Annotated in this window: 29 protein-coding genes; 1 reads left to right on the forward strand and 28 read right to left on the reverse strand. The window is 35.2% G+C overall.

Features of this window, described 5'->3' with window-relative positions; genetic code table 11:
- Positions 1 to 28: 28 nt before the first annotated feature.
- The 27 genes from holA to HMPREF3270_RS10495 form a co-directional block, all read right to left on the reverse strand.
- A complete protein-coding gene (gene holA, locus HMPREF3270_RS10370; protein WP_023015129.1) occupies positions 29 to 1,003 on the reverse strand; it encodes a DNA polymerase III subunit delta in 975 nt (324 codons plus the stop codon).
- 69 nt (positions 1,004 to 1,072) lie between these two features.
- Positions 1,073 to 2,023, reverse strand: a complete 951-nt coding sequence (locus HMPREF3270_RS14240; RefSeq protein ID WP_256324374.1) for a ComEC/Rec2 family competence protein — start codon at positions 2,021 to 2,023, stop codon at positions 1,073 to 1,075.
- A gap of 92 nt (positions 2,024 to 2,115) precedes the next feature.
- Complete coding sequence (locus HMPREF3270_RS14245; RefSeq protein WP_256324375.1) at positions 2,116 to 3,309, reverse strand: ComEC/Rec2 family competence protein; 1,194 nt, start codon at positions 3,307 to 3,309, stop codon at positions 2,116 to 2,118.
- 7 nt (positions 3,310 to 3,316) lie between these two features.
- A complete protein-coding gene (locus tag HMPREF3270_RS10380) occupies positions 3,317 to 3,778 on the reverse strand; it encodes a ComE operon protein 2 (RefSeq protein ID WP_002481084.1) in 462 nt (153 codons plus the stop codon).
- 70 nt (positions 3,779 to 3,848) lie between these two features.
- Positions 3,849 to 4,532 carry a ComEA family DNA-binding protein gene (locus HMPREF3270_RS10385; RefSeq protein ID WP_070848849.1) on the reverse strand — a complete coding sequence of 228 codons (684 nt, stop codon included), beginning with the start codon at positions 4,530 to 4,532 and terminating at the stop codon, positions 3,849 to 3,851.
- Positions 4,533 to 4,585: 53 nt separating this feature from the next.
- Positions 4,586 to 5,302, reverse strand: a complete 717-nt coding sequence (locus HMPREF3270_RS10390; RefSeq protein WP_070848847.1) for a class I SAM-dependent DNA methyltransferase — start codon at positions 5,300 to 5,302, stop codon at positions 4,586 to 4,588.
- Positions 5,303 to 5,653 (reverse strand): ribosome silencing factor, encoded by a 351-nt coding sequence (gene rsfS / locus HMPREF3270_RS10395; RefSeq protein WP_002481087.1) that lies wholly within the window; start codon positions 5,651 to 5,653, stop codon positions 5,303 to 5,305. It abuts the gene before it with no gap.
- Positions 5,654 to 6,238 carry a bis(5'-nucleosyl)-tetraphosphatase (symmetrical) YqeK gene (gene yqeK / locus HMPREF3270_RS10400; protein ID WP_002481088.1) on the reverse strand — a complete coding sequence of 195 codons (585 nt, stop codon included), beginning with the start codon at positions 6,236 to 6,238 and terminating at the stop codon, positions 5,654 to 5,656. It abuts the gene before it with no gap.
- Entirely contained in the window at positions 6,228 to 6,800 is a 573-nt protein-coding gene (locus HMPREF3270_RS10405) for a nicotinate-nucleotide adenylyltransferase (protein ID WP_002481089.1), read from the reverse strand. Before HMPREF3270_RS10405 ends, yqeK begins: the two co-directional genes overlap by 11 nt.
- 3 nt (positions 6,801 to 6,803) lie before the next feature.
- Positions 6,804 to 7,094, reverse strand: a complete 291-nt coding sequence (gene yhbY / locus HMPREF3270_RS10410; RefSeq protein WP_070848845.1) for a ribosome assembly RNA-binding protein YhbY — start codon at positions 7,092 to 7,094, stop codon at positions 6,804 to 6,806.
- Positions 7,095 to 7,904: a shikimate dehydrogenase gene (aroE, locus tag HMPREF3270_RS10415; RefSeq protein WP_070848843.1), complete on the reverse strand. Its 810-nt coding sequence runs from the start codon at positions 7,902 to 7,904 to the stop codon at positions 7,095 to 7,097.
- A 12-nt stretch (positions 7,905 to 7,916) separates the two neighbouring features.
- Positions 7,917 to 9,014 (reverse strand): ribosome biogenesis GTPase YqeH, encoded by a 1,098-nt coding sequence (yqeH, locus tag HMPREF3270_RS10420; RefSeq protein ID WP_002481092.1) that lies wholly within the window; start codon positions 9,012 to 9,014, stop codon positions 7,917 to 7,919.
- Positions 9,015 to 9,542, reverse strand: a complete 528-nt coding sequence (locus tag HMPREF3270_RS10425) for a YqeG family HAD IIIA-type phosphatase (RefSeq protein ID WP_002481093.1) — start codon at positions 9,540 to 9,542, stop codon at positions 9,015 to 9,017.
- Positions 9,543 to 9,562: 20 nt separating this feature from the next.
- Complete coding sequence (locus tag HMPREF3270_RS10430; protein WP_023015123.1) at positions 9,563 to 10,249, reverse strand: 5'-methylthioadenosine/adenosylhomocysteine nucleosidase; 687 nt, start codon at positions 10,247 to 10,249, stop codon at positions 9,563 to 9,565.
- Between the two features lie 207 nt (positions 10,250 to 10,456).
- Positions 10,457 to 10,939 carry a transcription elongation factor GreA gene (greA, locus tag HMPREF3270_RS10435; protein ID WP_002481095.1) on the reverse strand — a complete coding sequence of 161 codons (483 nt, stop codon included), beginning with the start codon at positions 10,937 to 10,939 and terminating at the stop codon, positions 10,457 to 10,459.
- 25 nt (positions 10,940 to 10,964) lie between these two features.
- Positions 10,965 to 11,591 carry a uridine kinase gene (gene udk, locus HMPREF3270_RS10440; protein ID WP_002481096.1) on the reverse strand — a complete coding sequence of 209 codons (627 nt, stop codon included), beginning with the start codon at positions 11,589 to 11,591 and terminating at the stop codon, positions 10,965 to 10,967.
- Entirely contained in the window at positions 11,591 to 12,862 is a 1,272-nt protein-coding gene (locus HMPREF3270_RS10445; protein ID WP_023015122.1) for a peptidase U32 family protein, read from the reverse strand. Before HMPREF3270_RS10445 ends, udk begins: the two co-directional genes overlap by 1 nt.
- A 12-nt stretch (positions 12,863 to 12,874) precedes the next feature.
- Complete coding sequence (locus HMPREF3270_RS10450) at positions 12,875 to 13,798, reverse strand: peptidase U32 family protein (protein WP_070848841.1); 924 nt, start codon at positions 13,796 to 13,798, stop codon at positions 12,875 to 12,877.
- A complete protein-coding gene (locus HMPREF3270_RS10455; RefSeq protein ID WP_023015120.1) occupies positions 13,795 to 14,436 on the reverse strand; it encodes an O-methyltransferase in 642 nt (213 codons plus the stop codon). Before HMPREF3270_RS10455 ends, HMPREF3270_RS10450 begins: the two co-directional genes overlap by 4 nt.
- Before the next feature lie 242 nt (positions 14,437 to 14,678).
- Positions 14,679 to 14,990 carry a DUF1292 domain-containing protein gene (locus tag HMPREF3270_RS10460; protein ID WP_002481100.1) on the reverse strand — a complete coding sequence of 104 codons (312 nt, stop codon included), beginning with the start codon at positions 14,988 to 14,990 and terminating at the stop codon, positions 14,679 to 14,681.
- A 24-nt stretch (positions 14,991 to 15,014) separates the two neighbouring features.
- Positions 15,015 to 15,440, reverse strand: a complete 426-nt coding sequence (gene ruvX, locus HMPREF3270_RS10465; protein ID WP_002481101.1) for a Holliday junction resolvase RuvX — start codon at positions 15,438 to 15,440, stop codon at positions 15,015 to 15,017.
- A gap of 3 nt (positions 15,441 to 15,443) precedes the next feature.
- Entirely contained in the window at positions 15,444 to 15,707 is a 264-nt protein-coding gene (locus tag HMPREF3270_RS10470; protein ID WP_023015119.1) for an IreB family regulatory phosphoprotein, read from the reverse strand.
- Between the two features lie 68 nt (positions 15,708 to 15,775).
- Complete coding sequence (gene alaS, locus HMPREF3270_RS10475; RefSeq protein WP_070848839.1) at positions 15,776 to 18,406, reverse strand: alanine--tRNA ligase; 2,631 nt, start codon at positions 18,404 to 18,406, stop codon at positions 15,776 to 15,778.
- A gap of 310 nt (positions 18,407 to 18,716) precedes the next feature.
- On the reverse strand, positions 18,717 to 21,131 hold the full coding sequence (locus HMPREF3270_RS10480; protein ID WP_070848837.1) for an SF1B family DNA helicase RecD2: 2,415 nt from the start codon (positions 21,129 to 21,131) through the stop codon (positions 18,717 to 18,719).
- Between the two features lie 2 nt (positions 21,132 to 21,133).
- Positions 21,134 to 21,802, reverse strand: coding sequence for a tetratricopeptide repeat protein (locus tag HMPREF3270_RS10485; RefSeq protein ID WP_002481105.1), 669 nt, complete (start codon positions 21,800 to 21,802; stop codon positions 21,134 to 21,136).
- 101 nt (positions 21,803 to 21,903) lie between these two features.
- A complete protein-coding gene (gene mnmA / locus HMPREF3270_RS10490; RefSeq protein WP_070848836.1) occupies positions 21,904 to 23,016 on the reverse strand; it encodes a tRNA 2-thiouridine(34) synthase MnmA in 1,113 nt (370 codons plus the stop codon).
- A gap of 2 nt (positions 23,017 to 23,018) precedes the next feature.
- Positions 23,019 to 24,161, reverse strand: coding sequence for a cysteine desulfurase family protein (locus tag HMPREF3270_RS10495; protein ID WP_002481107.1), 1,143 nt, complete (start codon positions 24,159 to 24,161; stop codon positions 23,019 to 23,021).
- A gap of 182 nt (positions 24,162 to 24,343) precedes the next feature.
- On the opposite strand from HMPREF3270_RS10495, the gene HMPREF3270_RS10500 reads away from it, so the two are divergent.
- Positions 24,344 to 25,348: an LLM class flavin-dependent oxidoreductase gene (locus HMPREF3270_RS10500; RefSeq protein WP_057510444.1), complete on the forward strand. Its 1,005-nt coding sequence runs from the start codon at positions 24,344 to 24,346 to the stop codon at positions 25,346 to 25,348.
- 138 nt (positions 25,349 to 25,486) lie between these two features.
- On the opposite strand, the gene HMPREF3270_RS10505 is transcribed toward HMPREF3270_RS10500, so the two are convergent.
- The coding region (locus tag HMPREF3270_RS10505; protein WP_141763147.1) for a transposase at positions 25,487 to 25,694 on the reverse strand (208 nt) is incomplete at its 5' end.

The raw sequence follows: 25,694 nt of genomic DNA on the forward strand, positions 1-25,694 counted from the left end.
GGACTGTATTTATGTCCCAGCCCCTTTTTTATATGGATAAAATAAAGAGTTCTAATATAAGCTGTTTGTCCATATACGAAGATTTTAATTTATAATCAGTTTCAGCACATGCATTCATAATATTCATCAAGTGCTTCAAATCATACTGTCTAGATGCTCTCAATGCTAATTTCACTCTAAATGGATGGACACTGACAGTTTTAGCGATTTGAGCTTGTGAATAACCTTTTTTAGCTAGAATTTTGCATTGATAATATAACCTGAAATTACTAGCAATCAAAGCCAACAACTTAATTGGTTCTTCTTTTAGAGTAATTAAATCATTCACTAAATGCACTGCTTCAGTTTTTTTTCCTTGTTGAATATAATCTGTTAATAAGAAAACGTTCTGCTCTAGGCTTCTATTTACAATTGTCTCAACATCTTGTTTAGTTATAGTTGGACGATCTCCTAAATATAAGATAATTTTTTCTAACTCTTGTTTAACTAAGTTAAAATTTATACCTGTTAAATCAATAAATAAGTTCAAAGCATCTTGTTTAATATCCTTATATTGTTCATTTAAGGTATGCTTAATCCAATTTTTAAGCTCATCTTCAGACATTTGCTCGATTTTAACCAGTTTTGTATATTTTTTTAAGCTTTTAACAAGCTTTTTACGCTCGTCTAGCTTAGGATTATAAACTTCAAATATAACCAATGAAGGACCATCATATTTTTCAATAAATTCCTGCAGTTGCTCTATATTATGATTTAAATCTTTATTACCTCTATCACCTGTAAAGATATAAGCATTTTTCACAATAACAGCCTTCAAGTCAGAGAAGAACGGTAAAGTTAAAGCTTCTTCAATACATACACTGATTTCAGTTTCATTTAAATTAAAACTTGCATAATTGAATTCATCTTTTTCACCTTGCAAATACTGTTGTGTAAGTTCTTGCGTTTTCTTTTCTATAAGCTCTGGAACTTCACCATAAATAGTAATAATATTATTTTCCACAACTTGCACCCCTCAAAATTAGCATACTTAAGTATTATATCATTTGTCCGATAGTCAGACCATTTATAATTATTTTTCAGTTTCCACCTCAATTTCCTTATTTAATTTGAAAGTCACTTCCCCATTGTTTTGCGTATTGTATAACTTAGTACCTACTTTTTTTAATCTATCTACTACAGATTTATTAGGTAATTTATATACGTTGTTTTGACCGCTCGATATAATACTATAAGTAGGATGAATAGTATTTAAATATACTTCACTATTACTTGTTTTACTGCCATGATGTCCTACTTTCAATATATCTATTTTCGGAAGTTTATAATTCGATAGCAACTTCTGTTCATTTTTTATTGTCGCATCTCCAGTTGTTAATATGTTATATGTCTTAGTTTGTATCAAAGCTATTATTGAATGATCGTTTAAATCCTTACTTTGAGTGATTGCCGTATTATAAAATTTTATTTTATTATCTCCTAGTTTAATCGAAGAAATACTATTAACATCTAATAGAGTGGTTTTATATTTATGACACAAGTCTTTTAATTGCATTAATGTGTGAGTGGGATAACTTTTAAAATTAATGATTAAGCGTTTAATGTGAACATGGCTAATTATATAATCTAATTCACCGATATGATCAGCATGTGGATGTGTAATAATGACATAATCTAATGAAGAAATACCCCTTTTACGGAGGGTTGGAAGCACATGAAACTTGCTGATAGAATGAGAAGCATTTGCATTCTTGGTACTAAAATCAAAGAGCTCATTTTCGTTTTGTGCCTTACCTCCTGTGTCTATTAATATGCGTTGTCTAGCTCCTGTTTCAAATAAAAAAGAATCTCCTTGTCCAACATTAAGTGCTGTAAATCTTAAATGTGGTAATGATGCTGAATAAGTAATAATGATACTTCCAAGTATAAAAATAACGGTAGATTTTTTTATTTTGCCATTTGTAGTTAACGTAAGCATCAATACGAGCCAAATAAGGGTACCAGCTAAAAGTAAGCTGTTCATTTCCCCTATAAACCATCTATAGCATGTTAAATGCTTGAAAATCGGAATTAAGAGCGTGTCATGTAACCAATAACTAAACGAGATTATTTGATTTAATAACAGATTTGAACCAAAAAATTGATAATAGAAAAAGTGAAGATAGCAATGGGAAATAGAATGAATGAATAAAATGGTATAAAGATGAAGTTAGCAACAAAACCAATCCATTGAATCTGATTAAAATGAAACGCACTCACTAAAAATGATCCGATTTGTGCTATGAATGTCATTGCATACATAGATTGTATAGTTGTTAATGTTTTTAAAATTGGAGCGCATAACATAATGAAAAAAGTGATTAAGAATGAGAATTGAAATCCAATATCAAAAACGATATCAGGATTGGTAACACATAAAAAAAGGAAGACTGTTGCTAGTATGTCTAATAATGATTGATAGAATCTTTTTGGAATAATCATGACTAAGGACATACAAAGTATTGCTCTTAAAGCGCTCGGTGCAAAATTAGTATAATAAGCAAATAAAAACAATACGAAGATAATAAAAGTCTTTGTAATAAAAAGAGGAATAGAGAAACGATTAAATACAAAGTAAAATATAGATGCTATTACAACGACATGTGAACTACTTACGGCCAATAGATGATAAATGCCGATTTCTTTATCAAGTTCAATTGCACCTTTATCAATATAACTGACATCCCCTGTAATCATTGCATAAGTATTTTGCCAGTATGGAGAATTTAATTTTAAGCGAGTTAATGAAAAAGCCTTGTGTTTTTCAATTATTGAATGAACGGAATTAGACTCGATAGCAGTGCACGATTTCGTATTAAATTTATTTATCATAAGTGAAATCGTGTCGTTAAAATCCGAATCAACTTTTAGCTGCCCTTCTACAATACAATTTAAGTTTGAGGGTAACTTTTTCAATTCAATTAAATGACTTTTTTGCTTTGGAAAATAGAAAAGTTTGACTGAATGATTTTGTAATTTTGCTATCCCTTCTACATATTTTTCGTTTTTAACCTTTAATTGAGTAATTTCAATGCGATTATTCAAATGACTATGAATCTTAAACCACTTTAAATCTTGAATATTAGACTTCATATGGCTAGAAAAAATTTCATAACTTATTATAGGTTGACATAATATCAATATGGTTAATAATATTGGTAGCTTTCTTTTGTATAACATTAAAAATAATAAGCCGGCAAGAATGTATGCAAGCGGCTTATTATATATCAATAAGATGCCTTCTAAAAATGCAAGTGCGATATATATCAAATATGAATCACTTCTTCGTTAAGAATTCTGCAACTTGATCGGCATCAAATGGTATTTTTTTATATTCAATCCCTGATTGTTTCAGTAATTTTAAAGCATAATCATGGTTATGGTAATCTTTAGCATAGTAGATTTTCTTAATACCTGCTTGAATAATAGATTTCGTACAGTTCAAACATGGGAAATGTGTGACATATATCGTTGCTCCTTCAGTTGAAACACCCTGTTTTGCACACTGAAGAATCGCGTTCATTTCTGCATGTATTGTTCTTATACAATGTCCATCTTCCATTAAACAACCTTCGTCAATACAATGTACTTCACCTGCAACTGAACCATTATAGCCACCAGCTATGATTCTATTATCTTTCACTATAGTAGCCCCTACAGATAATCTTGTACATGTTGAGCGAAGAGATAACAAATGGCTTTGAGCCATAAAGTATTCTTCCCATTTAATTCTTTCCACACTTTGAACCTCCTTTGTCTTATAACAATACTATTTTATTACAAATCTGCACAGTAATAAATCAATATTGTTAAACTGTAAAATATTCTTTTAACTTCTCGAACGATTTTTCTCCGATACCTTTAACATTTTTCAATTGATCCACACTATTAAAAGGTCCTTTTGTTTCTCTAAATTCAATGATCGCCTTTGCTTTAGAAGGTCCTAAGCCGTTCACATTAGTTAATTCATTTTCTTTGGCACTGTTAAGGTTAACTTTCGTTTGTGGTGATTTATTAGTGCTTTGTGTACTAGAGGTGCTTATGCTACTACTTGTTGTTAGATTTTGACCTTTTTCTGGTATGAAAATCATTTTTTGGTCAGTTAATTTCTCCGAAAGATTGATAGTTGTTAAATCAGCCTTGCTCGTTAGTTTTGCTTTATTTAACACATCTTTTATACGTTGATTATCTTTCATTTCATAAATATCAGGGTGTTCAACAGCCCCCTTAACATCTACCACTACTACTTTAGTTTTTCTATTTGCTTCAGTTTCTGTGTCGGCCTCTTTGTTTGATTCTTTCTTTTTTGAAAAATTTTGTTTGTCATTATCTAAATGAGAGTTGCTCACATTTTGAGCAGTTGATTCTATTTCTTGGTTACTACTATTAGAGTGTAGTCTCATTAAAATGAAAGCAAGCACAATAACTGCAATAACCAATAACCATGAGAAATGCTTATATTGGTTATAGTAGTGTTTTAACTGTTCTAACATAAAAAATTCACTCCTTTATCTTTTAAACGTTTAAAGGAGTGATTTTTCTTCTTTTATTTTTTAACTATGAAGAATAAGCGATCGCTTTGTTCATCATGATTTTCAATATCAAAGTCATAAAATGTATGAATGTGGCTAAAACCAACTTCATTAAGCATTTCAATATATGCTTGTTCGCTAAATGTTTTTTGAAAATGCTCTTCATCAAAACGTCGATAACTTCCATCGTCTTGTTGTTCAAAGAAAGTCATATAATGCCATACACTGTCAGGTAAATCACCTTGAATTGCTTCCCATGCTAAAAAGATATGTTCAGTTTCATCAATATATGTTTGATTTGCAAATAGCGTATTCATTTTAAACTTTGAGTGGACATCAAAGATAAATGTTCCATCAGTATTTAAATGGCGATATACATGCTTAAATGTTTCAATAACATCATGTTGATCAGTAATATAATTTAATGAATCACACAATATAGTAATGACATCAAAATTTTGACCTAATTCAAAATCTGTCATGTCACCCTCAATCCATCTAACTGAATCAGACTTTTGGGAAGCAACTGCGAGCATATCACTACTTAAATCCATTCCTGTTACACTTTTAAAATCAGTTAATAACGTCGTCAAACTACCAGTACCACAGCCAATATCCAATATACTAGTTCGCTTAGAAGTTACTTGTCGTATAATTTCTAGCCATTGATTGTATGGTTGATCTTGTGTAAGCTCATCATAATATTGGCTAAAGCCTTCATACTGGCTCATTTAATAAGCTTCCTCATATGTTTTCATCGGTGCATCTCTATAAAGTTTTTCAATGTTATAATAGCCGCGTTCATCTTTATGGAAGATGTGTACGATAACACCAGATAAATCTAATAAAATCCATCTTGCTTCGTTTAAACCTTCAAACACTGAAACATTAATACCTTCTTTATCTGCAGCTTCTTTTACCGCTCTACCGATTGCTTGTACTTGACGTTCATTATTACCATGACAAATAACAAAGTAGTCTGCCATATCATGAATACCTTCTAAATTAAGTGAAATAACTTCTTCTGCTTTTTTACTTTCAACTGCTTTAATCGCTATATCTAAAATTTGTTCTACTTGCATTTAATCATCCTTTATTCTTTCATCACTGAAATTATAGTAGTTTAAACAATCAATCGTCGCTTTGTACACACTGATATCTTTACCAATTAAAAATAGCACTGTTCTTTTAGAGATTTCATAAATTGTTTGATCTAAGTTGCCTGGTTGTTCTGCCATTCCTCTAATTTCTTCAACGCCTGGTATTTCTCTTTTTGGTTCAATATAGTCCGCAATAAAAACCAATTTTTCTGTTTTTGTCATTTGTGCACGACCAGTCGTATGATAGTGAATAGCAGCTAATACTTCTTCATCAGTAATACCATACTTCTCTTTCATAATAACTGCACAGACTGGGCCATGTAAAATTTCTGAACCATAACTTAATAAATCTGGGTCTAAATTATGCTGACCTACAATTTGATACATATATCCTAAATCATCATATTTTGAAAAGTCATGTAAAACACCAGCAAGTTCAGCTTTTTCCACGTCCCCTTTATGGATTTCAGCTAAATGTTTTGCTGTCTCAGCTACTCTTAATGAATGTTTATATCTTTTCTTTGGCAGTTTTTCTTCAACTAGTTTGATAGCTTCTTCAATTTTCATATAATCGCTCCCTTCTGATATATGATTCAACCTGTTTAGGAACTAGAATTTGTATTGATTCACCTGATTGTACACGGTGACGAATCAATGATGAACTGATATCAATTCTAGGTATCCTTACAGCTATCATGTCTTCTGATACTTCCTGTACTTCTTTACCTCGATTGACAACAACAAATGTAACAATTTGTTTAAGTTCATCAATACGATACCAACGTTCTAATTGTTCGTATTGGTCTGTGCCGATAATAAAGAAAAGTCTTGAATCAGGGTGTTCAGATTTAATTGCATTTAGTGTGTCGTAAGTATAACTTTGACCTTGTCGTTCTATTTCATCCAAGCATACCTCACCAAATCCTAATTCTTCTGTAGCGATCTCTAACATCTTTAGACGATGTGTTGTGTTTAATTCAGAATTATGGCTTTTAAGTGGTGACATGTAACTGGGTAAAAATAAAAAACGATCTGGTTTTAATTGATGATACACTTCACTTGCTACAGCTAAATGTGCTGTATGAATTGGATTGAATTGGCCCCCGTATAATACTATTGATTGCGTCATTAATTAAGGTAATTCAATTTGCTTATTTTCTTTTGATTCTTTATATAGAACAATCATAGACCCAATTACTTGTACCAATTCACTATTTGTTGCTTCACTTACAGCTTGTGCAAGTTCACTTTTATCATCCATATTATTTTGTAAGATATGAATTTTTATTAACTCTCTATTTTCTAAAATTTCATCTAGTTGCTCAATCATATTTTCATTTAAACCAGCTTTTCCAATTTGAAAAGTAGGATTCACATGATGCGCTTTACTTCTTAAAAATCTCTTTTGTTTTCCTGTAAGCATTTAATTTCTCCTTTTTAATTGTTCGATTACTGCCGTTTTCATCGCCTCAGTATCAGCTGTTTGACCTGTCCAAATTTTAAAACTTTCAGCACCCTGATTAACAAACATATCCAAGCCATTATATATAGGATTACCTTTTTCTTCAGCGAGTGCTAATATCGGCGTTTTGGATGGAATATAGACGATATCACTAACAAGTGTGTGAGGTGCTAGGTTGTCTAATGATATCACTACATCTTTATTTTTATTCATTCCAGCAGGTGTAGTATTTATGACAATATCAAAACGCCCCAACATTTTCTCAGCATCACTTAGCGTTAATTGTTCTACAGATAAATCCCAAGTATCGAATCTGCTCATTGTACGATTCGCAACAGCTAAAGGTGTTGTAACAATCTCATTCAATGCGGCTGCTAAACCTTTACTAGCGCCACCTGCTCCTATTAGCAATATTTTTGCATTTTCTAGTTTTGGATATACTTCTTGCAACCCTTTAACATAACCAATGCCATCAGTGTTATAACCTAACCAACGACCATTTTCAATCTTCACTGTATTAATAGCGCCAATTGTTTCGGCATGTGAATCTATTTCATCAAGGTAAGGTATAATGTTTTCCTTATGCGGAATAGTAATATTAAAACCATCCAATTGTTTTTCATTTATAATTTCTTTAATTAAATGAAAATGTTTTGGTGGAATGTTTAATGCTTCATAAGTGTCATCTCGCTTTAACGCTTTAAAGTTTGAGTCGTGCATAATTGGAGATAACGAGTGGTCTATAGGATGACCGATTACTGCAAATTTCATAACTATCACCTGCTACATGATTGAATTTCTCAATACAACATCAACTGATTTCGGAACTCTGACAATAACTTTTGCTCCAGGTCCAATTGTTATAAAACCTAACCCTGCAATCATTACGTCTCTCTTCTCTTTACCCGTTTCCAAGCGTACTGCTTTCATTTCGTCTAAATTAAAATCATCTTTATTACTTGGTGGTGCTAATAATTTACCGAGCTGAGTACGCCATAACTCATTGGCTTTTTCAGTTTTAGTCCGATGAATCGGCAAATTATTAGAAAAATAACAAACCAGTGGGCGTTTACCTCCAGAAACGTAATCGATTCTTGCTAATCCTCCAAAGAAGAGTGTTTGTTCTTCGTTTAATTGATAAACACGTTGTTTTACTTCTTTATTAGGCATAATTTGTTTAAGTTCTTTTTCAGAAACATAATGTGTCATTTGATGATCTTGTATGACACCAGGTGTATCGTACATAAATGAATGATCGTCTAATGGAATATCTATTAAATCTAAAGTTGTTCCTGGGAATCGTGAAGTTGTTACTACATTCTTTTCACCAACACTTTGTTCAATCAGTTTATTGATTAATGTAGATTTTCCAACGTTGGTTGTGCCTACGATATAAACATCTTCTTGTTTTCGGTGTTGTTGGATAGCTTCTAATAAATCTTGAATGCCGTATCCTTTTTCTGCAGAAATTAAAACAACATCTTCCGCTTCCAGCCCATATTTTCGCGCGGATTTTTTCAACCAATCTTTAACACGGCGTTTATTAATTTGTTTAGGTAATAAATCAATTTTATTCGCTGCAAGAATCACTTTTTTATTCCCTACAATACGCTTTAAAGCATTTATGAAGGAACCTTCAAAATCAAAGATATCTACAACATTGACTACAAGTCCTTTTTTATCTGCAAGATGATTTAATAAGTCCAAGAAATCTTGGCTATCCATACCCACATCTTGAATCTCATTATAATTTTTTAATCTGAAACAGCGTTGACATATCACATCTTCTTTATGCAGATTGTGCGCTGGCACATAACCTGGTTTCTTTGGATCATCGGCTTGTAAAGTCGCACCGCATCCAATACATTTCGTTTCTGTCAATCAATTTTCCTCCCATTTAATATAGCCTTTTCTTTTGTATCTGTGCAATAAACGTCTTTCAATAATTCGATTGAATTTCGTGATAAATCCATCAGTTTTTTTTACAGGAACAACCATAACAGTATACATGCCGCGTCTATTACCGCCAAAGACATCTGTCATCATTTGATCGCCAATAACAACAGTCTCTTCAGGTTTTAATCCCATACGTTCTGATGCATGTTTAAAGGCTTTCCCCATCGGTTTTTTAGCTTCAAAGATATAGTTGACTTTGAGTGGTTGGCAGAAACTAGATACTCTGCCTTGATGGTTATTTGAAACCACAGTCACTTTGATACCTTTTTCATTCAACATATTAAACCAATGAATGACTGCCGGTGTCGGATCAGCTTCGTCCCAACCTACTAATGTATTGTCCAAATCCGTAATAACGCCTTTGATTCCATTTTCTGCTAACTGATCAAAGTCTATTTCATGGATTGATTTAACATAAGCATTCGGCATAAAATTCCTACTTAAAATTCCCATTACATTAATCCACCTTATCTTTATAATGATTTTAACATTTGGAGTACAGTTTCACTTGATGTTTTCGCTGCTTCTCCAATGAATTCATCAAATGTAATATTTGCTTCGCCATTCGCTAAATCTGATACTGCTCTTGTAATAATAAACGGTGTGTTAAATTGATAACATGTTTGTGCAATTGCTGCAGATTCCATCTCTACAGCCATAGCTTTAGGGAAATGTTCTTTAATGTATTCACGTTGTTTAACTTCACCGATAAAACTGTCGCCGCTGACAATCATACCTAAGCGACCTGTTAAGTTTTGCTTCTCAATAACAGCTTGTGCTAATTCTGCTAAGTTATCATCCGCTTCATACGCAATCGGCATATTCGGAATTTGTCCCAATTCATAACCAAATGCCGTCGCATCCGCATCATGATACATCGCTTCTGTCCCAATTAAGACATCACCCACATTCAACGAGTGATCCAGCGCCCCTGCAGAACCTGTATTCAAAATTGCCTCTGGGGAGAATTGTTGAATAAGTAAAGCAGTGGAGATACTTGCGTTAACTTTACCGATACCGCTTAACGTCAAGACGACTGCTTTATCATTAATTTTACCTTTATAAAATTTTACATGAGCAATGGTAACTTCTTCTAAATCCTCAATATGTTCTTTTAATATCATTATTTCTTCTTCCATTGCGCCAATGATTCCTATCATTGCCATTTCCCCTTTCAAATGAACTATCAGTGATATTTTATCATAATTTGTCTAGTGCAACGACCAAAGACCATGTTCACCACGATCATCACATAAAAAAGGTTGGCGCTTTACTTTTGTCCATTTGAAGCAAGCTTCAAACAAAAGTATCACCAACCCTTTGTTATCTATTTATCATAAAGCGATATCAGCCTTTGTGATAAATGATTATTGTGATTGAATATTAGTAATTTTCACTTTCATTTCTGCACCGTTTGGAAGTGGTACACGAACTTCGTCTTCTAGATGTTTACCGATTAAACTTTTTGCAATCGGTGATTCGTTTGAAATTTTGCCATTGAATGCATCTGCTTCTGCAGACCCAACAATTTGATACACTTCTTCATCGCCATCAGGCAGTTCAACAAATGTCACAGTTTTCCCGATTTGTACCACATTGTTATCGCCTGTATCTTCAATAATCAATGCATTGCGAATCATGTGTTCAATACGTTGGATATCTTGTTCAATGAAACCTTGTTCGTCTTTCGCTGCATCATACTCAGAGTTCTCAGATAAGTCCCCGAAAGAACGTGCAACTTTGATTTTTTCTACGACTTCAGGTCGTTTGACAGTTTTTAATTCTTCAAGTTCTTGTTCTAGCTTTTCAAAACCTTCTTGGGTCATTGGATATTGTTTTTGGTTTTCCATATTTTCATCTTCCTTTACTCAAGTGTTACTGTTGATTTTGTATTAATGATTGGATTTTTGTCGTCATTATATCGATAGCAACTTTATTGCTGCCGCCTTCAGGGATAATAATATCCGCATAACGTTTAGTCGGTTCGATGAATTGATTATGCATCGGACGTACGACAGACATATATTGATCAATAACAGATTCCATAGAGCGGCCTCGCTCTTTCGTATCACGCATCAAGCGTCTTAAGATACGTAAATCTGCATCGGTATCGACATAAATCTTAACATCCATTAAATCACGTAATGTTTTGTTTTCTAGTGCAAATATTCCTTCTACGATAATAACATCTTTCGGTTGAAATGCAATGGTTTCAGGGCTTCTCGTGTGATTGACATAATCATACGTGGGCACCTCTACAGGTATACCATTGCGTAAATCGATTAGATTTTGAATCAATAAATCATTATCGAACGCAAACGGATGGTCATAATTCGTTTGTAAGCGTTCTTCAAATGTTAAATGTGATTGGTCTTTATAATAGTAGTCTTGTGCAATTAATGCAACACTATGACCTTCTAAATTATGCAGAATTTCGTTTGTGACTGATGTTTTACCTGATCCAGAACCGCCTGCAATGCCTATAATGGTAGTGGCTTTCATTATCCTATTTCCTTTCGCATCATGTTGTTTGGATAAATATCATGATCCACTTTAAATTGAACAATTTGAAGTGGGTGACGTGCAGCATCTAATGCATTGCCTTCTTCGTCATAAATCGCTTCGACGACTTGTGTAAAGTTATCGATTTCAGGACCGAAGAATTCAATTTCTTGTCCAGGTTTAAAGTGATTACGCTGCTGAATTGTCGCCATTTTTGTTTCTTTGTCATAGTCTAACACTAAACCGCAGAAATCATATGGTGTTTTCTTATTAGATTCATTACCGAACATTTGTTGTTGATAACCTGGTGTGCCTTCAAAGAATGAAGAAGCAGTGTCTCTGTTAGCACATTTATCTAATTCTATTAACCACTCTGGTTTAATTTTAAAGTTGTCAGGGTCTGCTGCATAAGCATCAATCACTTTACGATAGACAGAAACAACAGTCGCAATATAGTGAATTGATTTCATACGTCCTTCGATTTTAAGTGAATCAATACCGATATCCATCATGTTTGGAATAGATTCGATTAACTTCAAGTCTTTAGGACTCATCGCAAATGGAACGACTTCTTCTTCTTTATAAAATAAGTCTAAGTCGCCATCTTCATCGACTTCTAATAAGTCATAATCCCAACGACAGCTTTGGCAGCATCCGCCGCGGTTAGAGTCACGTGCTGTCATATGATTACTTAAAGTACAGCGACCGGAATATGCGATACACATTGCGCCATGGATAAAAGCTTCGATTTCGATATCTACTTTTTCTTTCATCTCTTTCATTTCCATTGCGCCTGTTTCACGTGCAAGTACAACACGATCTAAACCTTCTTCTTTCCAATACTCTACCGCTTTATAGTTACTTAGTGATTGTTGTGTTGATAAATGAATTTCAAGTTTAGGTGCGACACGTTTACATGTTTCAATAATCAATGGGTCCGCAACAATAATTCCTGTTGCGCCTGTGGCTTCTAGATTTCTTAAATAATCTTCTAAACCATCCATATTTTCATCATGCGCGATGATATTTGTTGTGACATAAATTTTTGCGCCGTATTGTGATGCGAATTCAACGCCTTCTTTGATTTCTTCCATTGTGAAGTTATCAGCATTAGAACGGAGTCCATATTCTTGTCCGCCTAAAAAGACTGCGTCTGCCCCATAATGTACAGCAATTTTCAGTTTTTCCAAGTTACCTGCAGGTGCAAGCAACTCTGGCTTTTTCACTTGGCGTTTAGCTTGTGTTTTTACTTCTTTAACTTGAGTAACCAAGATTTTTCCTCCTTAATAAACGGTATGTTTGAATAAGAATCCTTCATCGAATGGTCGATGGTCTGGTTGAATGGCTTCAATCGGATCAACGAGCATGAATTTTTCATCTTCATAAGCTTCAGGGTCTTCATGATATAAATCAATGGCTTCTCTATATTGTTCTGTACATACGTTAATATATTCTTCTGTATGTAATACACCATCAATTTTCAAGCTGTCGATGCCCGCTTCAAGCAACGGCTCTAACTCTTCAATCAAGCAGATATCATTCGGTGACATAATATGTGTGCCGTTATAATCTTCAAACACAGGATATTGATTTTCGCGTTCTTCATCGTATAACAATAAATCCTTGTCTGTTTCATTACGTTTTATCTTCATTTGTCTGTCTTGGAATGTATAATAATTGCCGAGCAGCATACGTTTTGATTGGAACATACATGTCATACCATGGACTTGTACTTCAATTTCAACATCCGCATGTGCTTTAATGTTCAAGATTTCTTCTAAATTCAATTCGCGCGCAAGTACAGCACGTTTCGCACCACGTTTACCCCAGTAATTGCACTGGAAGTAGTTTGTGACTAATGCTTCAGCGTCCCAGTTCAAAGCAATCGGGTTTTGTTGTGCTTTAACATACATCACGACTGCCGGGTCACCGAAGATAATGCGATCTACTCTGATTTCGTGTAAGAAATCAATATAATCTTCTACAGCGTTTAAGTGATAGTTATGAAAAATACCGTTAACAGCCGCATATGCTTTTTTGCCATGTGCATGAATGATATCGACCGCTTCTCTCATCGCAGTACGATCAAATTCACCTGCTAAGCGTAAACCGAACTTTTGTTCGCCTATCACAAAAGCATCAGCACCTTTTTCAATTAAAGTCTCAATATGTGCGACTGTTTTAGGTGTCACGAGTAATTCTGTCATTTCGAGTCTCCTTTTACGGCTATTGCTAAACCGTCTTCTATATCTAAAAAGTTTGTTTGATATGCTTCGTTATCATTTAACCATGCGTTGAACTTTTGAATCTTCTTCACCATTTGTTTAATATTTCTGCTGCGAACTACATCAATATCAGCAACAAAATCATGATATAAAATGTTATCAATGACGACTAAACCGCCTTCTCTAAGTAAGGGGGTATACAGTTCAAAGAATTTCTTTGTTTGTGCTTTTGCCGCATCGATAAATATCATGTCGAACTGTGTATCAGAGACTTGGTCAAATGTTTCTCTCGCATCTCCATAAATCATATGAATTTGCGTTTGATATCCAAAGTCTTCAATGTTTTGTTCAGCTTGTTGATACATGTTTTTATCACGTTCAATCGTCCATATATGCACAGAAGGATCAACAGACGCAAAATGCATAGCGCTATAGCCAATAGCAGTACCGATTTCTAAAATACGCTTTGGCTGATGGATGCGTATCAACTGTTTGATCATATCTAATGATAAAGGATGAATAATCGGTACCTCATGTTCTATCGCATAAGGTCTTAATCTTTCTAATGGATGGGAATGCTTTTGTGATAACGCAACTAAATAACTTTCATTTTTGCTCATATTTCTCTTCCTTTATCCATACAATGTACAAAAGAATAAAAATAAATCAGTCGCAGTTTGACTGATTCTTATATCGCTGTTGCACATATCATTATTTAACTTTACATATTTTACCATAAAACCTATTGAATATTAAGTACTCAGAATGAATATCTGCAAAATACTTTGTTATGAGTCAAGTGCAAATTGTATTTCGAGGCACGAAAAAAGCGGAGGATAACCTCCGCTTCATAACTGCTCATTTATTCCATTTCAGTGTTAACGATTTCTTCAATCATGTCCCACTCTTCTTCAGTTTCAACTGGTAAGAATTTACCGCCGTCACCAGACTCATCTGGGACATTGATCATCGGAATTAATTCAATCATATCATCGTCGTCTGACGCTTCGCCTTCTTCAGCTAAAATGACATATTCTTTGTCAAATTCAGGATGATAAAATTCTAATACTTTACGATAAAGGACTTCATTGCCTTCTTCATCGAATAAAGTTAATAATTCCTCATCGTTGTTGATTTGTAATTCCGCTTCTTGATTTTGATTTTTCTCTGACATAAATAACGCTCCTTTTACGGTAAATTAAAGTGAATCTAAATAGCCTTGCAAGATAAACACAGCTGCCATTTTATCGATGACCTTGCTGCGTTTTTTTCTAGAAACATCTGCTTCTAACAATGACCTTTCAGCTGCCATTGTACTTAGGCGCTCATCCCACATTACCACTTTAAGATCTGGTAATGCTTCAAGGAGTGCTTCTTTGTATTTTAACGAAGCTTCGCCTCTAAATCCAATAGAATTATTCATGTTCTTCGGTAATCCTATCACGACAGTATCTGCATCCTCTTGTTTGATGATAGCTGCCAAGCGGTCTATACCTAATTCATTTTCTTCTTCATTGATTCGGAGTGTATCTAAGCCTTGAGCAGTCCAACCCATTAAGTCGCTCACAGCAACGCCGACTGTTTTGCTGCCAACATCTAATCCGATAATTTTATGTGATAACATTGATTATTCTTTATCTGATACCTTCAAATAATTAGAAACAAGTTCTTCCATGATATCATCACGGTCGATACGTCTGATTTGATTTCTTGCTTCGTTATGACGTGGGATATACGCAGGATCTCCTGAAAGTAAATATCCTACAATTTGGTTTACTGGATTGTAACCACGTTCTTCAAGGGTACGATACACATTAGTCAGCACGGATTTAACATCATCTTTTGGTACTTCTTCAATATTGAAACGCATTGTTTTATCAAAATTGTTCATTTTACTACACACTCCTTCTACTATAGTAGGCTGATACATCCTCTATTCTACATGAGAGTGCAAGGAGATTATAGTGATTTAATGTAGTTTTTAATGAATTGTAATGCATCTGTTATCTTACTTGGCTCGTTGCCGCCGCCTTGTGCCATATCTGGACGACCGCCGCCTTTACCGCCGACAACAGGTGCCATTTCTTTAATAATGTCGCCTGCTTTGACTTTATTTGTCTCTGATTTCGGTACCGTCGCAACTAAAGCAACTTTACCACCGACATCACTTGCTAAGATAATGACCGCATCTTGTAATTTAGATTTGAAATCATCCATAGTTTGTCTTAAGGCTTTCGCATTGTCTGCTTCTACTTGTAACGCTAATACTTTCAACCCGTTAATGTCTTCAACTTGATCATCTAAGCTGCCCATTTTTAGTGCAGTGATTTCTTGGTTACGTTGTTCTAATTGTTTGTGTAATTGTTTTTCGCTGTCAATCACGTGCGTTACTTTTTCAGCCACTTGTGTATCGTCTTTAGCTTTCACTAAGTGTTTCACTTCATTGAATTTATCTTGGATACCTTCAAGGTATAAGAATGCTGCTTTACCTGTTAAGGCTTCAATACGTCTGACACCAGCACCTGTACCTGATTCGCTGACAATTTTAAATAAACCGATTTCTGATGTGTTTTGAACATGGATACCGCCGCATAATTCAATTGAGAATGGTTTCATATCTACAACACGGACAATATCGCCATATTTTTCACCGAATAATGCCATTGCACCTGAAGCTTTGGCTTCTTCAATCGGCATTTCTTTGATTGAAACATTAATGCCGTTCCAGATTTGTTCATTGACACGACGTTCAATTTGTTCTAATTCTTCTTTAGTCACAGGACCGAAATGTGAGAAGTCAAAACGTAAACGTTCGCCTTCAACGAGTGAACCTGCTTGATTGACATGGTCACCTAACACTTCTTTCAGCGCAGCATGTAATAAGTGAGTTGCACTATGGTTTTTCGTAATAGCACGGCGTTCTTCTTGGTTAACTGAAGCGTCGACTTGTGCACCTTTTGTGACTTGACCGAATTGCACGATACCTTTATGCAAGTTTTGACCATTTGGTGCTTTCGTTACTTCAGTCACTTCAATTTCGAAGTTGTCATTGCCGACTGTACCTTGGTCAGCCACTTGTCCGCCTGAAACAGCATAGAATGGTGTTTGTCTTAAAATAAAGTAAACTGTTTCACCCGCATCTGCTTGTTCTACCGCTTCGCCATTATAAATTAAGTCTGTTAACTCCGTTTGATAATCTGTATGTGTATAACCGACAAATTCACTATCTGTCGTGATATTTTTCAACACTTCACTTTGAATCTGCATTGATTGTGAATTTTGACGTGCTTGACGTGCACGATCTCTTTGTTGCTGCATTTCTGTTTCGAATGTCGCCATATCGACACTTAACCCTTCGTTACCAGCGATTTCTTCAGTCAATTCAACTGGGAAACCATACGTATCATATAATTTGAACGCATCTTCACCTTTAATCATTTTATCGCCGTTTTTAGCTGTTTTGATAAATTGATTTAAAATTGCTAAGCCTTCTTCTAATGTTTCGTGGAAACGTTCTTCTTCAGATTTAATGACACGTTTAATGAAATCTGCTTTTTGTTTTACTTCTGGATAGTAAGGTTCCATAATGTCTGCCACTGTATCGACAAGTTCATACATAAATGGTTTGTTGATATCTAAAGATTGGCTGAAACGAACTGCACGACGTAATAAACGGCGTAAGACATAACCGCGGCCTTCATTTGCTGGTAAAGCGCCATCACCGATTGCGAATGCGATGGTTCTGATATGATCCGCAATGACTTTGAATGCAACATCTTGCGTAGCATCTTGTTGATATTTCTTACCTGAAATTTGTTCAACTTCTTCAATGATTGGGATAAATAGGTCAGTTTCATAGTTAGTACGTACATTTTGCGCAATCGATGCCATACGTTCTAGACCCATGCCGGTATCAATGTTTTTATTTGGAAGTGGTGTATACGTATGATCAGGATTATGGTTGAATTCACTAAAGACTAAGTTCCATACTTCTAAGTAACGTTCATTTTCGCCACCTGGATACATTTCTTCAGCCGGATCATCTTGACCATAGTCTGGACCACGGTCATAGAAGATTTCTGTGTTCGGACCTGATGGACCTTCACCGATATCCCAGAAGTTGCCTTCAATACGGATAATGCGGCTTTCATCTAAACCGATGACATCGTGCCATAAATCGAAAGCTTCCATGTCTTCAGGGTGAATGGTCACGTATAATTTTTCAGGTTCCATACCCATCCAACGATCACTAGTTAAGAATTCCCAAGCAAATTCAATCGCTTCACGTTTGAAATAATCACCAATAGAAAAGTTCCCTAACATTTCAAAGAAAGTATGGTGACGTGCAGTAAAACCAACGTTTTCAATATCGTTTGTACGAATCGCTTTTTGCGCGTTCACGATACGTGGTTTTTTTGGAATTTCTCGTCCATCAAAGTATTTTTTTAATGTCGCAACACCAGAGTTGATCCATAATAATGAATCGTCATCAATCGGTACTAAAGGTGCAGAAGGTTCGACCATATGTCCATTTTCTTTAAAGTAATCAATGAAATTTTGTCTGATTTCACTCGCTTTTAATCGCTTCATAAATAACTCACTCCTAATATACATATTTAAAACATTGCCGTATAGGTTCTTTCACAAAATAAAAATGCATTCATCCTCAAAGGGACGAATGCATCGCGGTACCACCCTAGTTATGCAGCAAATTATCCTGCATCACTCTTGTTCTTATACGGACTGACATAAAGTAGCGTTCAGCAAATGATGCGATACCTTACACCACCCGGTACCTCTCTTAGGCATAACGATTTGCTTACTCGGCTTTATGCGAATTAATTTTATTTTAGTCTGACAGACTTTAAAAGTCAACATATATCATACTTCACACAACACTTTATTCATGATTAAAAGTATAAGGTGTGACCTTACCCATACCAATCATCGGGTCAATTTCATAAATCGTTGCTTCTGTTAATTCTACGAGTTGTTGTGCAGGTGCTGAGGTTGTTTGATCATTTATTTGTTCATCTGCTTGTTCTTCATTTGTTTCACTCTCATGACCGAAGTAATCTCTGAGCAATTGTGCGAGTCTCGTCATACGAACTTGACCATGGGTCTTCATACCGATGTCAAAGGCTTGGCTGTCACCAAGAAAAACTAAAGATTGTTTGGCACGTGTAAGTCCTGTATAGATAATCGGACGCTGCAACATGCGATAATATTGTTTTACAATCGGCATAATAACAATTGGAAACTCTGAACCTTGTGCTTTATGAATGGAAGTGCAATAAGCATGTGTTAACTCCATCATATCTTGTTTGGTAAATGTAATTTCATTGCCTTCGAAATCAACGACAAGTATATCTTTATTTAATTCGTTTTCACGTGCCCAGAAGATACCGACAATCACACCGATATCGCCATTGAAAATATTATCATTAGGACGATTCACGAGTTGTAAGACTTTGTCGCCCTTTCTAAAGACCGCTTCTCCGAACTCAATCTCTCTTGCATCTTCAGCTTTAGGATTCAAGATATCTTGTAATACTTTATTTAAACGCTTAATGCCGGCACTGCCGCGATACATCGGAGCCAAGACTTGAATATCGCTCATATCGTAGCCTTTTTTAACAGCAGAACTCGCCACTTTATTAACTACATCTGGTATTTGTTCAGCTGTACAAGGAATAAAGCTGCGATCATGGAAACGCTCAGTAATGTCTATCGGCTGACCTAATTTCATTTTATGTGCGAGTTCAATGATACTAGAACCATCTTGTTGACGGTAGACTTCAGTTAAATTAACACGTGGAATGACTTTCGCATCAATTAAATCTTTAAACACTTGTCCTGGGCCGACTGATGGTAACTGGTCTTCATCTCCGACTAAAATGATTTGTGCATCAATCGGTACTGCATTTAAGAACTGATGAAACAACCATGTATCTACCATCGACATTTCATCAATAATGATGAGCTTAGCAGTAATTTCATTTTCTAAGACATCTTCAGGCTTGGTATCTTGACTCCAGCCGATTAAACGATGGATAGTCATTGCTTCAAGTCCAGTCGATTCTTGTAAACGTTTGGCTGCACGTCCTGTAGGTGCAGCAAGCGCTATCGGATAATCATCTTCTTGGTAATCGTCATAGGATAAGGATAAACCATGCGTTTCCGCATAGAGTTCAACGATGCCTTTGATAACCGTTGTTTTACCGGTACCTGGACCACCTGTCAGCAGCATGACTTTTGAATTAATCGCTGTTTCAAGTGCTTCTTTTTGAGATGATGCATAGTTGACTCCATTCATTTCCTCGATTTCACCAATATTGATTTGTAAGTCAGATTGTTCAATATTCTCTAATTTAGCTTGATGTGACGCAATACGATACAGGTTCTGCACACTTTTGACTTCTGAATAATATAAGCTTGGGATAGAAAGTGTTTCATCCGCTTCCACCAACTTACTTTCTTCTGTCAATTCAAGTATCACTTTTTCTAACATACTGACATCTATCGTTTGGTCATATCCCTTGCTTAACATCTCTAACGAAGTTTCTAATACATAATCTTTAGGTAAAAATGTATGACCTTGTTTAATACATTCTTCTTCTATCGTATAAAGCAGACCTGCTTTTAAGCGTTCAGGGGCGTTATATTCTATGCCTAAATTCTTAGCTAAAGTATCTGCTTTGTGGAAACCGACACCGCGTACATCATAGACAAGATCATATGGATTTTTCTCTATCGTTTGTAAGGTGTCACTTTGATAAACTTGATAGATGCTCATCGCTAATTTCGGACCGAAGCCTAAATCATGAAGTCTGATCATAATTTTTTCTACTTCTTGATTACTGTAGATTTGATCTGCGATTTGGCTTTGTTTCTTTTTAGATAAATTCGGTACTTCTTCTAGGACTGAACGATCATCTAAAATTTTATTGATGGTATTTTCACCAAGTGTATTTACGATATTTTCAGCCGTTTTCTTACCGACACCTTTAAACAACTCACTTGATAAGTAACTGATAATCGCATCTTTTGTTTGCGGTACTTCTTTTTCGAAAGTTTCAGCTTTTAATTGTTTGCCGTATCTAGGGTGTGTCACAGCTTGACCTTTGAAGGTATAAACATCGCCTTCAGCAATTTCAGGAAAGAACCCCACAATTGTAGGCATATTATCAAAATCTTCATTGGTTTCAATCGGATCTACTTTTAATACGGTATAGAAATTATCTTTATTTTGAAATAAGATTGCTTCTACTGTTCCTTTGACCATCGAATAGTCAAACAATGTAGGGTTCTCCAAATTTATTCCTCCTCTGCATCAAATTGGGTGAATGTTTTAAGTGCATGCTGACTTAATAAATGTTCTGGATCAATCTCTATTGCTTTTTCAAAGTATGGGATTGCTTCATAGATTTCTTCAGTAAACATATAACCCGCTAAACCACGGTTATATAATGCGTCTGTATGTTTGGGATTTATATTTAACACGGTATCTAACTGTTTGACAGCTTGGTCAAACAATTCCAAATGACATAGGACTAAACCGTATTGGAATTGAATTTCTTCATCTTTATTTTGATCTAATTCTGCAGCACGCATAAGGAAAGGTAATGCAGATTTATAGTCACCTAAGTTATTAAATGACATCCCTATCATATAATTGGTATCCGCTTCATCGACACCTGTTTTGAGTGCTTGTTGATAAAGTTTAATCGCATCATTAAAACTTTCTGCATTATAATAAACATTAGCTAAATTATAATAAATCGCACCGTTGTTCGGGTCGATAGTTAAAGCTTTTTGGAAAAATTTCTCAGCTTTTTCAATTTCACCTGCTTCTGCAAGCAGAATACCTGAATTAATGTAGTTTTCAATGTCTTCAGGATGTGCATCAATATTTTCAAACAGTGCTTTTAACGCTGTTTCAAATTGACCTTCTTTAATTAACTGATAAATTTCTTCTTGTTTCATGCTTAGTCCTCATTTCTTTCTTATTCAACTCTTTATTTTATCAGAAAAACTTGAAACTATGTAAAAAAGAGACTAGGAAAGTCCTAGTCCCTGATTAAAATTTAGACAACATATGTGAGTTGACCTTCATTTTTATAAACATCATCAATTGTTGCGCCACCTAAGCAAACGTCGCCATCATATAATACAACGGCTTGTCCAGGTGTGATTGCACGTACTGGGTCATCAAAATCAACACGGATTTGATCATCACCGATTTGTGTCACTGTCACCCCTGTATCTTTTTGACGATATCTGAATTTTGCGGTACAACGATAACCTTGTGATAAGTCGATATCATTCACAAGTGAAACGTCAGAAGCGATCAAATAATCACTGTACAATGCATCATGATGGAAACCTTGTTCTACATATAACACATTATCTTCAAGGTTTTTACCTACAACAAACCATGGATCTCCATCGCCACCGATACCTAGACCATGACGTTGACCGATTGTGTAATACATTAAACCGCCGTGTGTTCCCATTTTTTTACCGTTTAATGTGCGCATATCACCAGATTGTGCTGGTAAATAATTAGATAAGAAATCTTTGAAGTTTCGTTCGCCGATAAAGCAGATTCCTGTCGAATCTTTTTTCTTCGCAGTTGCTAAATCTTGTGCTAACGCGATTTCTCTGACTTCTGATTTCTCCATGCCGCCAAGTGGAAACATTACTTTTGATAGTTGTTCATGTGTCAGTTGATTTAAGAAATATGTTTGGTCTTTATTATTATCCACACCACGCAGCATTTCTACTGTGCCATCTTCATTGCGTCTTACTTGTGCATAATGGCCTGTCGCCACATAATCTGCACCGAGTTTCATAGCATGGTTTAAAAATGCTTTGAACTTAATTTCTTTATTACACATCACATCAGGATTTGGTGTGCGTCCTTTTTTATATTCATCTAGGAAGTAAGTAAAGACTTTATCCCAGTATTCTTTTTCGAAGTTTACCGCATAATACGGTATACCGATTTGGTTACAAACAGCAATCACGTCATTGTAATCTTCTGTCGCGGTACAAACGCCATTTTCATCAGTGTCATCCCAGTTTTTCATGAAAATACCGATGACGTCATAGCCTTGTTCTTTTAAAAGATAGGCAGTCACTGAGCTGTCTACGCCGCCAGACATTCCTACTACAACACGAGTATCTTGGTTGCTCACGCTTATTCCTCCTTAAATTTCAAATAAATTTTCTGTATTTCTGCTACGATATATTTAATGTCACGTTCAGTTGTTAATTCGTTAAAACTGAAGCGGATAGATTGTTTTGTTCTAGGGTCGTCATCACCATACATGGCTGCTAAGACATGTGATGGTGTAGTTGAACCTGCAGTACATGCAGAGCCTGATGAGACTGCAATATTCGCTAAATCAAGCAAAGTTAACATCGTTTCCACATCGATGAATGGGAAGTACAAGTTTAAGATATGTCCTGTTGTATCGGTCATTGAACCGTTCACTTCAAATGGAATACTGCGTTCTTGCAAGTTGACTAAAAATGTTTCTTTAAGATTCATTAAATGAATGTTGTTTTCATCACGATGTTCTGTAGCTAATTTTAATGCTTCAGCCATTCCCGCAATTTGCGGTACATTTTCTGTTCCTGCACGACGTTTTGTTTCTTGTTCACCGCCAAGTTGTGAAAATTGAATAGGTGTCTTCGGTTTAACTAACAATGCACCGACACCTTTAGGGCCACCGAATTTATGTGCTGTTATACTCATTGTATCGAATTTAAAATCATCAAATTCAATCGGCAGATGTTCAACTGCTTGTACAGCATCCACATGTAAATAAGCATCATGTGCTTTAACGATGTCTTCTATATCATACATCGGCTGTACGGTACCTACTTCATTGTTCACAAACATGATAGAAACAAGAATAGTTTCATCACTCATAGCTGCCTTTAATTGTTCTAAATCGATGATACCTTCACGATCTACATCTAAATACGTAACGTGAAAGCCTTCACGCTCTAGTTGTTCAAATACATGCAAGACAGAATGATGTTCAATTTTTGATGTAATTAAATGCTTTCCTTTATGTTGATTAGCATATGCTAACCCTTTAATCGCAGTATTATTAGATTCAGTTGCCCCACTAGTGAAAATCACTTCATTAGGCGTTGCGCTTAATAATGACGCAATTTCTCTACGTGATGCATCTAAATATTGTCTGGCATCTCTACCTACACGATGAATGGATGAAGGATTGCCATAATGCTTCGCATACAATTCCATCATCTTATCAATTACTTCTTCTTTTACTGGAGTTGTTGCTGCATAATCTGCATATACTTCCATTTGTCAGACACTTCCTCACAATTTTATCAATGTTCCAATTCTAGCACCAACACTACAATTTTTCTAGTACTCTGTTCCACAAATATTATAACATGCAAAGCACATGCTTTAAGCAATAAAATTCTTTCTAATATTTGTTCTTGTTATAATTAATATATCATTCAAAACGAGGAGGTCTTTATGTGAGTGAAATTAAAGTTTCTGCACTCAATTTAGTACCTGTTAAATCAGGTGAAGATGAGAAGCAAGCCATCGATAATATGGTGGACTTAGCTCAACATCTAGATGAATTAGGATATGAACGATATTGGATTGCAGAACATCATAACGCTCCGAATTTAGTGAGTTCTGCGACAGCGTTATTGATTCAACACACATTAGAGCATACGAAAAACATCCGGGTCGGTTCAGGCGGTATTATGTTGCCAAACCATGCACCATTAGTCGTAGCTGAACAATTCGGTACATTAGAAACAATGTTTAAAAACCGAGTCGATTTAGGCTTAGGCCGTGCACCGGGTACAGATATGATGACAGCGAGCGCATTACGCAGAGATCAACATAATGGTGTTTATGCGTTCCCTGAAGAAGTTGCACAACTACAAAAATACTTCGGACCAGAAAACCAACAAGGCTACGTACGTGCATATCCTGCTGTTGATAAAAACGTTCCGTTATATATTTTAGGTTCTTCTACAGACTCTGCACATCTCGCTGCAAGAATGGGCTTACCTTATGTATTTGCTGGTCACTTTGCACCGCAACAAATGAGAGAAGCTATGTCCATTTATAAAGAATTATTCGAACCATCTGAAGTATTAGACAAACCATATATGATTGTATGCTTGAATGCGATTGTTGCTGAAACAGATCAAGAAGCTGAAAAATTAGCAACAACATTAGCACAAGTTACAGTGAGCATTACACGCGGTAGAATGGAACCGCTGCAACCACCAATTGATAATTTAGCAGATGTGCTTACTCCTGCAGAATTACAAATGGCAAAAGGTCGCTTAGGTGTTTCATTAGTAGGTTCAGAAGAAACTGTTAAACAACAAATCGAAAAATTCATGGATATCTACGGCGAGTTTGATGAATTGATGGCAATCAGTTATATCTATGATCAAGAAAAACAAAAAGAATCATTCGAACGCTTACAACGTGTTATGAAACAAGTTCGTAAATAAATATGGCTCTTTGTCAAATTCGATTGATGTATAAAATCCGAATCGAAATATGCTCATTAGAGTTACCATTTTAAGACACTCATTAGGTTGTTTAATTCCTTCGGAATTATCCAAAGCCTTTTGAGTGTTTTTTCTTATTTATGCTACTTGATTTAGAGTGGTTTTAATATGATGGTTTTTGTTAGCTAGAAGTTTAAACTTAACTAAAATTTTATTTCTAAAGTTATAAAAGTTACGATAACCATAAGCTACTCGTTTAAGTACTTTAATATTGTTATTCATAGCTTCTATTGGACCATTTGAGCGTGCAGGGTGTTTTAATGTGTTTTGAATTTCCGGAAGGAAA

Source organism: Staphylococcus sp. HMSC65H10, from assembly GCF_001839185.1.
Classification (GTDB): Bacteria; Bacillota; Bacilli; order Staphylococcales; family Staphylococcaceae; genus Staphylococcus; species Staphylococcus simulans.

Bases quoted from the DNA above. Each gene is read 5' to 3' on its own strand.
- rsfS (WP_002481087.1), bottom strand. From the start codon at position 5,653: ATGCAAGTAGAACAAATTTTAGATATAGCGATTAAAGCAGTTGAAAGT.
- udk (WP_002481096.1), bottom strand. From the start codon at position 11,591: ATGAAAGCCACTACCATTATAGGCATTGCAGGCGGTTCTGGATCAGGT.
- yhbY (WP_070848845.1), bottom strand. From the start codon at position 7,094: ATGCTTACAGGAAAACAAAAGAGATTTTTAAGAAGTAAAGCGCATCAT.
- ruvX (WP_002481101.1), bottom strand. From the start codon at position 15,440: ATGTTATCACATAAAATTATCGGATTAGATGTTGGCAGCAAAACAGTC.
- HMPREF3270_RS10450 (WP_070848841.1), bottom strand. From the start codon at position 13,798: ATGACAGAATTACTCGTGACACCTAAAACAGTCGCACATATTGAGACT.
- HMPREF3270_RS10430 (WP_023015123.1), bottom strand. From the start codon at position 10,249: ATGATAGGAATCATTGGCGCAATGGAAGAAGAAATAATGATATTAAAA.
- aroE (WP_070848843.1), bottom strand. From the start codon at position 7,904: ATGAAATTTGCAGTAATCGGTCATCCTATAGACCACTCGTTATCTCCA.
- HMPREF3270_RS10460 (WP_002481100.1), bottom strand. From the start codon at position 14,990: ATGTCAGAGAAAAATCAAAATCAAGAAGCGGAATTACAAATCAACAAC.
- yqeK (WP_002481088.1), bottom strand. From the start codon at position 6,238: ATGAAAATTGAAGAAGCTATCAAACTAGTTGAAGAAAAACTGCCAAAG.
- HMPREF3270_RS10455 (WP_023015120.1), bottom strand. From the start codon at position 14,436: ATGAGCAAAAATGAAAGTTATTTAGTTGCGTTATCACAAAAGCATTCC.
- HMPREF3270_RS10470 (WP_023015119.1), bottom strand. From the start codon at position 15,707: ATGAACAATTTTGATAAAACAATGCGTTTCAATATTGAAGAAGTACCA.
- HMPREF3270_RS10405 (WP_002481089.1), bottom strand. From the start codon at position 6,800: ATGACGCAATCAATAGTATTATACGGGGGCCAATTCAATCCAATTCAT.
- HMPREF3270_RS10390 (WP_070848847.1), bottom strand. From the start codon at position 5,302: ATGAGCCAGTATGAAGGCTTTAGCCAATATTATGATGAGCTTACACAA.
- HMPREF3270_RS14240 (WP_256324374.1), bottom strand. From the start codon at position 2,023: ATGAACAGCTTACTTTTAGCTGGTACCCTTATTTGGCTCGTATTGATG.
- HMPREF3270_RS10495 (WP_002481107.1), bottom strand. From the start codon at position 24,161: ATGGAAGTATATGCAGATTATGCAGCAACAACTCCAGTAAAAGAAGAA.
- greA (WP_002481095.1), bottom strand. From the start codon at position 10,939: ATGGAAAACCAAAAACAATATCCAATGACCCAAGAAGGTTTTGAAAAG.
- HMPREF3270_RS10425 (WP_002481093.1), bottom strand. From the start codon at position 9,542: ATGGGAATTTTAAGTAGGAATTTTATGCCGAATGCTTATGTTAAATCA.
- alaS (WP_070848839.1), bottom strand. From the start codon at position 18,406: ATGAAGCGATTAAAAGCGAGTGAAATCAGACAAAATTTCATTGATTAC.
- HMPREF3270_RS10385 (WP_070848849.1), bottom strand. From the start codon at position 4,532: ATGTTAGAACAGTTAAAACACTACTATAACCAATATAAGCATTTCTCA.
- HMPREF3270_RS10485 (WP_002481105.1), bottom strand. From the start codon at position 21,802: ATGAAACAAGAAGAAATTTATCAGTTAATTAAAGAAGGTCAATTTGAA.